Here is an 11,568-nt window from a genome sequence, read left to right on the forward strand (position 1 = left end):
GGGGGGGTGTCTTTTCGGGTCTCCCGGGGGGCCCCTGGCGGTTGTTTGCTTTTCTTCTCTTTTGTCCTTTGTCCCCTTTAACCCTAACGGGGGGGGGCCCCCCCCCCCCGGGGGGGCCCGCCCCTCGTCTCCGTACGCGTACTCAGATGCTCAGATGCTCCGTACAGCCTCAGCGCTTCGCGACGAACACGTGCGCCGCGACGTCCGCGTCCAGCTCGGCGGCCTCGCCGCTGCTGCCCACGAGGACACCGCCCGGCGACTCCGTCACCGACACCACGGAACCGGGCTGCACGCCCGCCCTCCGCAGCGTGTACATCAGCTGGGCGTCCGTCTGGATCGGCTCGCCGATCCGGCGCACGACGACCGTCTTGCCGCCGCTCGCGTCCAGGTCGGCGAGGGAGACCATCGAGTCGTCGAGGAAGGCCTCGGCCTCCGCCTTCTCACCCAGCTCCTCAAGGCCCGGGATCGGGTTCCCGTACGGCGACTCCGTCGGGTGACGCAGCAGCTCCAGGACCCGCCGCTCCACGGCCTCGCTCATCACGTGCTCCCAGCGGCACGCCTCGGCGTGGACCTGCTCCCACTCCAGGCCGATCACGTCGACGAGCAGACACTCGGCGAGCCGGTGCTTGCGCATGACGCGGGTGGCGAGACGACGGCCCTCTTCCGTCAGCTCCAGATGGCGGTCACTCGCCACGGCCACCAGGCCGTCGCGCTCCATCCGGGCCACTGTCTGGCTCACCGTGGGGCCGCTCTGATCGAGCCGCTCGGCGATCCGGGCACGCATAGGGACCACACCTTCCTCCTCAAGCTCGAGGATGGTGCGGAGATACATCTCCGTTGTGTCGATCAGTCCGGACATACGTGCCCCTCGATGAGTCGTGCGCTGGCCCTGCCCCAATTCTGACGCATCGCACCGACAACCGGGCCGCACACGGGTGAGGCGGTATTGACAGAGCAATGGTCCAGACCGCACCGTGAGCCGCGACCACGACGAGAAGGAGCCGCCACGATGGGCGAGAGCAAGCTGGCCGGACAGTTCTTCGACGCCGCGATCGGGCTGCTCCAGCAGGTCCGAGACGGGGACTCCGAAGAGATCGCCGCCGCCGGGGCCGCGATCGCCGAGGCCGTCGCGAACGGCAACCGGCTCTTCGCCTTCGGCGCGGGCCACTCCTCGCTCGCCGCGCAGGACGTCGTCTACCGGGCCGGCGGCCTCGCCCTGATGAACCTGCTCGCCGTCCCCGGCGTCGTCGGCGTCGACGTCATGCCCGCCACGCTCGGCTCGGCCCTGGAGCGCGTCGACGGCCTCGCCGGGGCGGTCCTGGACTCCTCCCCCGCCAAGGCCGGGGACGTCCTGATCATCATCTCCCTCTCCGGGCGCAACGCCCTGCCCGTCGAGATGGCCATGAACGCCCGCGCGCTCGGCCTCACCGTCATCGGCGTCACCTCCGTGGCATACGCGACGGAGACGAAGTCGCGGCACGTCTCGGGGTCGTACCTCAAGGACCACTGCGACATCGTCCTCGACTCCAGGATCGCCATCGGCGACGCGGAGCTCACCCACGAGGGCATCGAGGCGCCGTTCGCGCCCGCGTCGACCGTCGTGACCAGCGCGCTCATGCAGGCCACGATGGCCGCCGCGGCCGAGGAGCTCGTACGCCGGGGCATCGAGCCGCCGCTGCTGCGCTCCGGGAACGTCGACGGCGGGCACGAGTGGAACGGCCGCGTGATGACGGAGTACGGCGACCGGATCTTCTTCCGGCACTGAGCCCGTACGGGTCGGGGGGTCGGCGGCCGTCACTCCACCGCGAGTACGCCGACACCGCCGCCGAGGCCGACGCCGAGTTCCGCCGCGACCCTGGACGCCACCGTCTCCGCGTACGTCACGTCCTCCCGCTCGAAGCCCGGGCGGCACGCGGCACGCAGGAACGTCAGGACGCCGAGCGTCCGGCCCCGGGTCCGCAGGACCACGCACAGGGCGTGGGCCGCGTCCCCGGGCCACTGGTGCGCCTCGGCCCACACCTCGGCGGTACGGCCCGCGCTCGCCCGCACCGAGCCCGCGCGGTCCCACGCCTGGAACGCCGGATGCCGCGGCCCGTACCGCAGCGGGATGCCGCCGCCCACGACCGGCGACGACGGGCCGGGGGCGCCGGGCGGGGTGGCCAGGGCGCGGGTCAGGCGGCGCTCCCCCACGACCCGGTCGACGAGGGCGTGGTCCGCGAAACCGGCCAGGGAGAAGTCGAGCAGGACCGTCACCGCCTCCTCCGGGTCCTCGCACTCGGAGGCCGCCGCGCCCGCCCGGTGCAGCTGGCTCCACCGGAACCGCAGCCGGTCCGCCTCGCGCACCGCGAGCCGCTCGTCCGTCACGTCCTGGAACAGCCAGGCCACCCCCAGCGGCACCGGCTCCTCCGCCATCGGCGAGGACAGCCGCAGGAAGCCGCTGCGCCAGCACCGGCGCCGCTCGCCCGAAGCGGTCCGCAGCGTCACCCACACGTCGGCCGGCGCGGGCGGCGTGCCCTCCGCCAGGACGTGCTGGAGCGCGCCCTCCAGCTCCTCGGCGCCGTGCACGACGACATCGCCGAGAGGACGCCCGAGCAGGGCCGTACGCCCCGTGCCGAAGGCGCGGGCGGCGTGACCGTTGACGACGGCGGGGCGCAGGTCCGCGTCGACGAGGACGACACCCCAGGACGCGTCCTCGAAGAGCGCCTCGCTCAGGGCGACCGAACGCTCCAGATCGAGCTGTACGTGGACCTCGCTGAACGCGCAGTAGACACCCGCAGGCGCGCCGTCGGCGCCGCGCACCCCGGCGGCCTGACTCCGCACGAGCACCCGCCCGCCGTCCTTGCGCAGCAGCGCCAGCTCGTGGACCTGCCGGCCGGGGCCCTTCATGACCCCCATCAGCCGCCCGAGGATCTCCTCGGCGTCCGCACTGCGCGCCGCCCACCCCCCGAACCCGCGCCGCCCGACGGCCTCCCCGGCGGACCAGCCGAGGATCCGCTCGGCCTCGCGGTTCCAGTGCGTGATCGTCCCGTCGGCGTCCAGGGCGCAGAGCGCCGCGTCCATCCCGTCGAGCAACGCGGCCAACAGATCGGCCCCGGCCCCCGGAACGGAGGCGGTATCACTCGCGGCCCCCGTGAAAGCACTCATCCCGGTACCCCCCATGCTGCGCCCATTCAACTGGAACGTGACACAGAGCACACCACCTTCACGGAAATCGCTGCGCCCCGGAAACAGATGACGAACCGGGCATGACGACCGAGCGCCCCGCCGACACCCCAGTGCCACACCGCACAGTTCCCAGCCGCAGCTCGCCCGCTCCGCAAACTTGTGACGCAGGCCACACTCAGGCTTCTCGGGGGCGGGCCCTCAGGGGGCTCTCCCTAGGCTGTTCGCACGGACTCGTGAGGTCACTCGCTCCTCGGCGAAAGCCGGATTCCCGCGCGGAATCAGAGTGACCAGCCCCAGTCGTCGTGATCATCGGATCGAGAGAGGGTGCCTTCGATGACTACGTTCCCGGCAGGCCGGAAGACCCACCAGGCTGTGCTTCCTCAGCAGCCTGCTCTGGAATCCGCGAGCGCAGACACCCCTGGGAGCAGGGACGAAACGGCTCGCGGACGCCTCTCGGACACGCGAGGCACCGGCCGGGGACATGGGCGAGGGGAGACCGACGGGCACAGCACCCGGGCTCGTCGGCGTCACGCCGAACAGGCAGAGAACAGGGGCGGTGACGCCCCACAGGCACAGACCGGACGCGGCAGCCCTCGCGTGTTCGTCCTCGCGCGGGACGGGCTGCCTCTCATGCCGTGCCATCCGGCACGCGCGCGTGCCCTGCTGGCCCGTGGGCGAGCCGCAGTGGCGCGCCACACGCCCTTCACCATCCGGCTGAAGGACCGCAGACGCATCGACGCCGAGGTCTCGGGCGTCGAGCTGCGGATCGACCCCGGTTCTCGCGGTACGGGCCTCGCGCTCACCGAGACGCGGCGACAGACGTCCCCGGACGGCAGCGTCGCCACGGTCCGCCGGGGACTGGTGGCGATCGAGTTGCGGCACCGTGGGCCCCTGATCCATCAGGCGATGGTGCGCCGCGCCGGGTACCGGCGCAGACGACGGGCGGGGCTCCGGTACCGGCCTCCCCGGTTCGCGCATCGGGTCCGTCGGCCGGGCTGGCTCGCACCTTCGCTGCGGCACCGGGTCGACTCGGTCCGCTCGGTCGTCGCCCGTCTTCGCCGGTACGCCCCTGTCGTCGGGATCCACATCGAGGAGAACTCCTTCGACATCCCCGCCCTCAGCGCGGCGGAGCGAAAGGGGGCGCTCGACGGCCACGCACGCTCAGCCGTCCGGTCGGGCAAGAGCTGCGCCTACTGCGGTGCGTCCGGCGTCCCGCTCGACATCGACCACGTCCGGGCCCGCGCCCGCGGTGGCACCGACCGCCCCGCCAACCTCCTCCTCGCGTGCGTGCCCTGCAATCAGGCCAAAGCCGCCCGTCCCGTCGAGGAGTTCCTGGCCCATCGGCCCGCACGCCTGGCCGACGTCCTGAGCCGTCTGCGGTCCCCCCGCGCCGACGCGGCCGCCATGAACGCGACGAAGGTACGGCTCCTCCTGCTGCTCGAAGAGACGGGCCTGCCGGTGCACTGCTGGCCCGCGTCCCTGACCTCGGCGAATCGCACCGCCGCGGGACTGGCGAAGTCCCACACGCTCGACGCCCTCTGCGTGGGACCGCTGGGTTCGGGCGCCACGGACACCCTCGTCCGTATCGCCACCCCCGTGCACGTCTTCGCGTCCACGGGTCGCGGTTCCTACGCCCGCACCACCCCGGACCGCTACGGCTTTCCGCGGCTGGTGCGGCCGCGCCGGAAGCGGCACCAGGGATTCGCGAGCGGCGATCTCGTGCGGGCCACCGTGCTGAAGGGCCGCTGGGCAGGAGTCCGGACCGGTCGGGTATCGGTCCGCAGTACGGGTCGGCACAGCATCGCCACGCCTCTCGGGCGGTTCAACGCGTCCCACGAGAATCTGCGCCTGCTCCAGCGGAACGACGGGTTCGCGTACACCTGGCGCGGCGAACCCGAGATCGTCGAAATAAATCGGTTGAGCGCTCTGCGCGGGGTTCGTAACGTGTGAGTCACGCATGAAAGGAGGTGATCCGGAAGTGATTTCGTACCGGACCAGCGAGGTGACTGCGGGCTAAGGCCTGCCGTCGCACTCTGTGCACCTCGGCAGGCCGAACTGCCGAAGAACAACGCAGTCACCCGACCCGTGAGTCGCCGGTAAGTCCGGCCGGCTCCTGTCCGAACCTAGGCGGACGGGACCAAGGCTCACGGGTCGTCTGCGTTTTCCGGGGTCTCCGGGGTTCTCCAGAGCTTTCCGGTGCTTTCCGGCGCTCAGGGAGCGAGGCGTTCCACTCGCCAGGTCTCGTCCTCGCGGACGTAGCGCAGGCGGTCGTGGAGGCGGTTCTCGTGGCCCTGCCAGAACTCGATCGTGTCCGGGACGACCCGGATGCCGCCCCATTCCGGCGGGACCGGGACCTGCTCACCCTCGGGGTAGCGGGTCTCCAGTTCCTCGTAGCGGGTGAGGAGTTCCTCGCGGGAGGCGATCACCGAGGACTGGTGGCTCGCCCAGGCGCCGAGCTGGGAGCCGTGCGGGCGGGTGCGGAAGTAGGCGACCGTCTCGTCGCGGCCCGTGCGGACCGCGCGGCCGGTGACGATGACCTGGCGGGCCAGCGGGTGCCAGGGGAAGAGCAGCGCGATCCGGGGGTTGGCCGCCAGCTCCTCGCCCTTGCGGGAGCTGTAGTTGGTGAAGAAGACGAAGCCGGCCGCGTCGTAGTGCTTCAGCAGGACCGTCCGGGAGGACGGGCTGCCGTCGGGGGTCGCGGTGGACACGACCATCGCGTTCGGCTCGTGGATCGCCGGGTTCTCCGCGGTCTCCTTGAACCAGCGGGAGAACTGCGCGATCGGCTCGGGGGCGAGGTCCGAGACGGACAGCTCCGTGGTGCGGTACTGCTCGCGCATGTCGGCGGGATCCAGGGCGTCGTTCACGGGATCGGTCACGGGATCGTTCGTGGCGTCGTACACGGGATCGGTCACGAGGTCATCCTGCCGCAGCACCTGAGCTTGCCCGGCACCGCCCGGCCCTAATCCTCTCTCGCCGAATCGGCGCAGTGTGCCGGATGTCACGCTTCCCCGCATCATCGGAACCGTACAGACTCTTCCGCTGGATGACTGTTGATTCCCCACCATCGACCACCGCACGGTTGATCGATCATCGATAGAGGAGCCGCCTGATGTCCGACTTCGTACCCGGGCTCGAGGGAGTCGTCGCGTTCGAGACGGAGATCGCCGAACCCGACAAGGAGGGCGGCGCCCTCCGCTACCGAGGCGTCGACATCGAGGACCTCGTCGGCCACGTCTCGTTCGGCAACGTCTGGGGCCTGCTCGTCGACGGCGCCTTCAACCCGGGTCTGCCGGCGGCCGAGCCGTTCCCGATCCCCGTGCACTCCGGTGACATCCGGGTCGACGTGCAGTCCGCGCTCGCGATGCTCGCGCCCGTCTGGGGCCTCAAGCCGCTCCTCGACATCTCCGCCGAGCAGGCCCGCGACGACCTCGCCCGCGCCGCCGTCATGGCCCTCTCGTACGTCGCCCAGTCCGCGCGCGGCCAGGGCATGCCGATGGTCCCGCAGAGCGAGATCGACAAGGCGCAGTCCGTCGTCGAGCGGTTCATGATCCGCTGGCGCGGCGAGCCCGACCCGAAGCACGTCAAGGCCGTCGACGCCTACTGGACCTCCGCCGCCGAGCACGGCATGAACGCCTCCACGTTCACCGCGCGCGTCATCGCCTCCACCGGCGCGGACGTCGCCGCCGCGCTCTCCGGCGCCGTCGGCGCCATGTCCGGCCCGCTGCACGGCGGCGCGCCCTCCCGCGTCCTCGGCATGATCGAGGAGATCGAGCGGACCGGCGACGCCACCGCGTACGTGAAGCAGGCCCTCGACAAGGGCGAGCGACTCATGGGCTTCGGCCACCGCGTCTACCGCGCCGAGGACCCGCGCGCCCGCGTCCTGCGCCGGACCGCCAAGGAGCTGGACGCCCCGCGCTACGAGGTCGCCGCCGCGCTGGAGAAAGCCGCCCTGGAAGAGCTGCACAACCGCCGCCCCGACCGGATCCTGGCGACGAACGTCGAGTTCTGGGCGGCCATCGTCCTCGACTTCGCCGAGGTCCCCGCGCACATGTTCACGTCGATGTTCAGCTGCGCCCGTACGGCCGGCTGGTCGGCGCACATCCTGGAGCAGAAGCGCACCGGCCGTCTCGTCCGCCCGTCGGCCCGCTACACGGGCCCCGGCCAGCGGGACCCGCGCTCGATCGAGGGTTACGCCGACATCGCCGGCTGAGTCGCCTCTGCGGGGTACGCCTCCGGGTGCAGCAGCAGGTCCGCGTGGTGGCGGGCCGCCACCAGCGGGTGGGCCCGGAGCTTGCCCTTCAGTTCGTTCCGGCCGTACTCGGCGAACAGCGGGTTCGCCGGGTCGGCCGTGACGCCCGGGGCCGCGGAGGCGTACGGGAAGGTCAGCGACGCGATCCGGGCGTCCAGCCGCGGGTTGTAGAAGAACGGGACGGAGTACCGCTCGGTCGCCCCGGGCGGGGAGACCACCCGGTGGTTCGTCGCGATCAGGTAGCCGTTCGTGGCCACTTCGAGCAGCTCGCCGAGGTTGACGACGAAGGCGCCCGGCAGCGGCGGCACGTCGTGGAAGTCCCCGTCCTCCCGCTGCACCTGGAGCCCGCCGACCTGGTCCTGGAGCAGCAGTGTCAGGAAGCCGTAGTCCTTGTGCGCGCCGACGCCCTGGTCGTCGCCCTCGCCGCTGCTGCCCGGGTAGCGCACCAGCTTGAGGTGCGGGTGGGCGCGCGAGCCGAAGATGTCGTCGTAGAAGTCCGCGGGCGCGCCGATGGACGTCAGGAGCTCGTGGAGCAGTCGCTCGGCGACCGCGCTCAGGCGGTCGATCCAGTGCAGGGCCGCGGTCCGCAGCTCGGGGAGCGCGGCCGGCCACTGGTTGGGGCCTTCGAGCCACCAGTACGGGGCTTCCCAGGGCGCGGGGGCGTGCGCGGGGCGTTCGGCGCCTATGTCGAGCTGGTCGCGCCAGTCGCGGGCGCCGGCGGTGCGCTCGTCGCCGATGCGGGTGTAGCCGCGGAAGTGCGGGGAGTTGATGTTGTCGAGGGCCAGCCGGTCGGCCTCGGGCAGCGCGAAGAAGGCGCGCATGGCGGAGGTGAGGGCCCGCGTCTCGGCCTCGGTCACGCCGTGCCCGACGAGCTGGAAGAAGCCGACGTCGTGGGCGGCGGAGTGCAGCTGCGCGTGGAGCAGGCGGCGGGCCTGCGGGCCTCGGTCGGCGGCGGAGAGGTCGACGATCGGGAGCTGCGAGGCGTAGGTGGGGTGGATCCGCGAGCCGTCCACCGGCTCGTGGGAGCGCGCGCTGCGGTTCGGCTGCTGAAGGGAGTACGAGCTGCGAGTCATGGGTGCGTCCGCGGGGTCTACGGGGTGCCCGGGCGGCCGCCAGGGGTGGGGCGGGGGCCACGGGTGCCGGTCGGGCTTGGGCTCTGAGCGAGGGACCCGGGGGCGAGGTGTGGCGCCCGGGGGTCAGGGGGTCAGGCGGAGCGGCGACAGCTCATGCTCGTGACGCGGACGAAGTCCACGTGGCGACGGCGTACGAGCGAAGGCATGCGAACAGCGTACTGCGGCGGGCCGCCGCGGGGTGTGGTCCGCGTCACGCTCCCGGTCCTGGCTTGCGCGCTTTCCGGACTCTGGCCAAAACGGTGGGCGTACGCGAAGATCACCGCCACGCATGTCACGCGCATGCCAACCTTCCCGTCGCAGCACCCCATCGCAGGAGGATGTCCATGACTCCCCGCACCCGCCGCACCCGCCGCACCTCCCGCGGCCTGGCCGCCGCGATCGCCGTCGCCGGCACGGCCGCCGCCGCCCTGCTCCCGTCCCCGGGGGCCGCCGCGGCCGCGCTGCCGCAGGCCCGGGTCTTCATGGTGAACCCGGTGCAGTCCTCCGGCGACCAGTCCCTCGCCGACCACAAGGACGCGGCGAGCGACGTGCCCGCCTCCGCCTACGCCACCGTCACGCTGCGGAACCTCGACGCGAGCGGCGGCCTGTCCGGAAAGTGGGCCGCGGTCCGCTCCGAGACGGGCAAGCCCGCCACCGTCGCCGCCGCCGGCTCGTACGACCGCTCCGACGACCAGTTCGAGCAGGTCATGGCGTACTTCTGGGTCAACGAGGCGCAGGAGTACCTCCAGGGCCTCGGCTTCGGCACCGAGCTGCCCGGCGCGAACGACCGGGTGCAGCCGGTCCGCCTCAACCAGTGGGGCGCCGACAACTCCTTCTTCACCGACAAGAAGGACGAGATCCGCTTCGGCAAGGGCGGGGTCGACGACGCCGAGGACGCGGAGGTGATCGTCCACGAGTACGGCCACGCCGTCCACGACGCCCAGGTCCCCGGCTTCGGCACGAACGCCGAGTCCGGAGCGATCGGCGAGGCCTTCGGCGACTACCTGGCCGTCGAGGTCGGCACCAACGCGGCCGCGAAGTACGGCTGGCCGGTCAAGGCCGACACGGCCTGCGTCGGCGACTGGGACTCCACCGGCTACAGCGCGGCGCCGCACTGCCTCCGGCGGATCGACGGGACGAAGACGTACGCGGACCGCGAGGGCGAGGTCCACGCGGACGGCGAGATCTGGTCCCGTGCGCTCCTCGACATCCGCACCGCGCTCGGCGCCCGGACCGCCGACCGGATCATCGTCAACGCCCAGTTCGGCTTCGCACCCGACACGAGCTTCCGCGACGCGGCACTGACGACGGTCGCGACGGCGGAACGGATGTACGGCAAGAGCGCGGCGGCGGCGGTCCGGGACGCGTTCCGGGCGCGGGAGATCCCGGGGGTGTGATCCGGGTGCTCTGATCGCGGGGGGCTGCGGCGCGCTAAAGCGCCTCCGGCCCCCCGGTGATCTGCGGGTCGACCGGGCGTTCGAAGAAGGTCTCCAGGACCACCGTGGCCTGCGTCCCGCTGACTCCCTCGATGGCGTAGATCCGGCGCAGCACGTCCTGGAGCTGCTCGGTGGTCGCCGTCCTCACCTTCACGAGCACCGAGGCGCTGCCGGCGATTATGTGCGCCTCCAGGATCTCGGGGAGCGCGGCGAAGTCCCGCGCCGAATCGCCCATCCAGGCGGTCGAGTCGACCATCACGTAGGCGAGGACGGCGCCGCCCACCGCCGCCGGGTCCACGTCGACGGCGGTGCGCCGGATGACGCCGCGCTCCCGCAGCTTGCGCACGCGCTCGTGCGCGGCGCCGGCGGAGAGGCCGACGGCCTGGCCCAGGGCGGCGTAGGACTGGGTGGCGTCCTGCTGAAGCTGCGCCAGCAGGGCGCGATCTACGTGATCCACAACTCTCCATTCGCGATCTTCTTGCATTGACCGTAGCTCATCCTGCAATCTTCCCCATAGACCAGATCCTGTTCGGTACGCGATGTGGGTGGGAAGGGACGGGCTCCATGACCAGCGAGCTCCCTGGGCTGTACGAGATGCTCGACGACCGGTTCCGTACCGGGCGGTGCATGAACGGCGACGACGCACTGGAGGTCCTCTACACCGGCTGCCGCTGGGCCGAGGGGCCGATCTACGTGCCCGCCTGGCGGCAGGTGATCTGGAGCGACATCCCCAACGACCGGATGCTCCGCTGGGACGAGGAGACGGGCGCCGTCGCCGTCTTCCGCCGCTCCGCCGGGCACACCAACGGCAACACCCTCGACCGCGAGGGCCGGTTGATCACCTGCGAGCAGGGCAACCGCCGCGTGACCCGCACCGAACACGACGGCACCGTCACCGTGCTGGCGGACCGGTGGAACGGCAAGCGCCTGAACAGTCCGAACGACGCGGCGGTCAAGTCCGACGGCTCGATCTGGTTCTCCGACCCGGACTTCGGCATCACCAGCGACTACGAGGGCTACCGCGCGGAGAGCGAGATCGGCGCCAACAACGTCTACCGCATCGACCCGGCCACCGGTGACGTGCGGCTGGTCGCCGACTGCTTCGCCGCGCCGAACGGGCTGGTCTTCTCGCACGACGAGCGGCAGCTGTTCGTGTCCGACACCCGGGCCGGCTTCATCCGGGTCTTCGACGTGCGCGAGGACGGGACGCTGTCCGAGGGCAAGGTCTTCGCCGACGCGTCGACCCGCGAGAACGCCCGCTTCGACAACCTCCGCTTCGACGACGCCGGCCGGCTCTGGGCCGCCGCGATGAACGACGGGGTGCACTGTTACGACCCCGACGGCACCCTGATCGGACGGCTCAACGTCCCCGAGGCGGTCGCCAACATCTCCTGGGGCGGCGCCAAGCGCAACCGGCTCTTCATCACCGCGGAGACCAGCCTGTACTCGGTGGTCATGGGCGCCACGGGCACCCACCCGACGGGCCCGGGCCGCCGCCCCTGGCTGGACAGGCCCTAGGGGGTGTCCGCAATGTCAGTTGGGGAGCCATAGCCGCAGGCAGGCGAGGGTGACCAGGGCTTTGTAGTGGCGGGCTCGTTTGTCGTAG

Annotated in this window: 10 protein-coding genes; 5 read left to right on the forward strand and 5 right to left on the reverse strand. The window is 71.8% G+C overall.

All coding sequences use genetic code 11. From position 1 onward, the window contains the following. Positions 1-169: 169 nt before the first annotated feature. Positions 170-859, reverse strand: a complete 690-nt coding sequence (locus ACFC0G_RS39305) for a metal-dependent transcriptional regulator (RefSeq protein WP_376413568.1) — start codon at positions 857-859, stop codon at positions 170-172. Positions 860-1,009: 150 nt separating this feature from the next. On the opposite strand from ACFC0G_RS39305, the gene ACFC0G_RS39310 reads away from it, so the two are divergent. Continuing rightward, a complete protein-coding gene (locus tag ACFC0G_RS39310) occupies positions 1,010-1,765 on the forward strand; it encodes an SIS domain-containing protein (RefSeq protein WP_317598090.1) in 756 nt (251 codons plus the stop codon). Positions 1,766-1,794: 29 nt separating this feature from the next. On the opposite strand, the gene ACFC0G_RS39315 is transcribed toward ACFC0G_RS39310, so the two are convergent. Beyond that, a complete protein-coding gene (locus ACFC0G_RS39315) occupies positions 1,795-3,144 on the reverse strand; it encodes a PAS domain-containing protein (RefSeq protein WP_376413571.1) in 1,350 nt (449 codons plus the stop codon). Between the two features lie 618 nt (positions 3,145-3,762). On the opposite strand from ACFC0G_RS39315, the gene iscB reads away from it, so the two are divergent. Next, the gene (gene iscB, locus ACFC0G_RS39320) at positions 3,763-5,115 is read left to right on the forward strand and encodes an RNA-guided endonuclease IscB (RefSeq protein ID WP_376413573.1); all 1,353 of its coding nucleotides are present in this window, start codon (positions 3,763-3,765) and stop codon (positions 5,113-5,115) included. A 260-nt stretch (positions 5,116-5,375) separates the two neighbouring features. On the opposite strand, the gene pdxH is transcribed toward iscB, so the two are convergent. Continuing rightward, positions 5,376-6,002, reverse strand: a complete 627-nt coding sequence (gene pdxH / locus ACFC0G_RS39325; protein WP_376413585.1) for a pyridoxamine 5'-phosphate oxidase — start codon at positions 6,000-6,002, stop codon at positions 5,376-5,378. 272 nt (positions 6,003-6,274) lie between these two features. Between pdxH and ACFC0G_RS39330 the strand changes: the two genes are divergently transcribed. Further along, positions 6,275-7,375, forward strand: a complete 1,101-nt coding sequence (locus ACFC0G_RS39330; RefSeq protein ID WP_376413575.1) for a citrate synthase 2 — start codon at positions 6,275-6,277, stop codon at positions 7,373-7,375. On the opposite strand, the gene ACFC0G_RS39335 is transcribed toward ACFC0G_RS39330, so the two are convergent. Then, complete coding sequence (locus ACFC0G_RS39335; protein ID WP_376413577.1) at positions 7,354-8,487, reverse strand: isopenicillin N synthase family dioxygenase; 1,134 nt, start codon at positions 8,485-8,487, stop codon at positions 7,354-7,356. The two genes, ACFC0G_RS39330 and ACFC0G_RS39335, sit on opposite strands and share 22 nt — an antisense overlap. 383 nt (positions 8,488-8,870) lie before the next feature. On the opposite strand from ACFC0G_RS39335, the gene ACFC0G_RS39340 reads away from it, so the two are divergent. After that, on the forward strand, positions 8,871-9,923 hold the full coding sequence (locus tag ACFC0G_RS39340) for a M4 family metallopeptidase (RefSeq protein ID WP_376413579.1): 1,053 nt from the start codon (positions 8,871-8,873) through the stop codon (positions 9,921-9,923). A gap of 34 nt (positions 9,924-9,957) precedes the next feature. On the opposite strand, the gene ACFC0G_RS39345 is transcribed toward ACFC0G_RS39340, so the two are convergent. Continuing rightward, positions 9,958-10,419, reverse strand: a complete 462-nt coding sequence (locus tag ACFC0G_RS39345) for an Lrp/AsnC family transcriptional regulator (RefSeq protein WP_376413581.1) — start codon at positions 10,417-10,419, stop codon at positions 9,958-9,960. A 107-nt stretch (positions 10,420-10,526) separates the two neighbouring features. Between ACFC0G_RS39345 and ACFC0G_RS39350 the strand changes: the two genes are divergently transcribed. Continuing rightward, on the forward strand, positions 10,527-11,480 hold the full coding sequence (locus ACFC0G_RS39350) for an SMP-30/gluconolactonase/LRE family protein (protein WP_376413583.1): 954 nt from the start codon (positions 10,527-10,529) through the stop codon (positions 11,478-11,480). The last annotated feature ends 88 nt before the right edge of the window (positions 11,481-11,568 follow it).

It is taken from the genome of Streptomyces sp. NPDC056169 (assembly GCF_042268445.1).
Classification (GTDB): Bacteria; Actinomycetota; Actinomycetes; order Streptomycetales; family Streptomycetaceae; genus Streptomyces.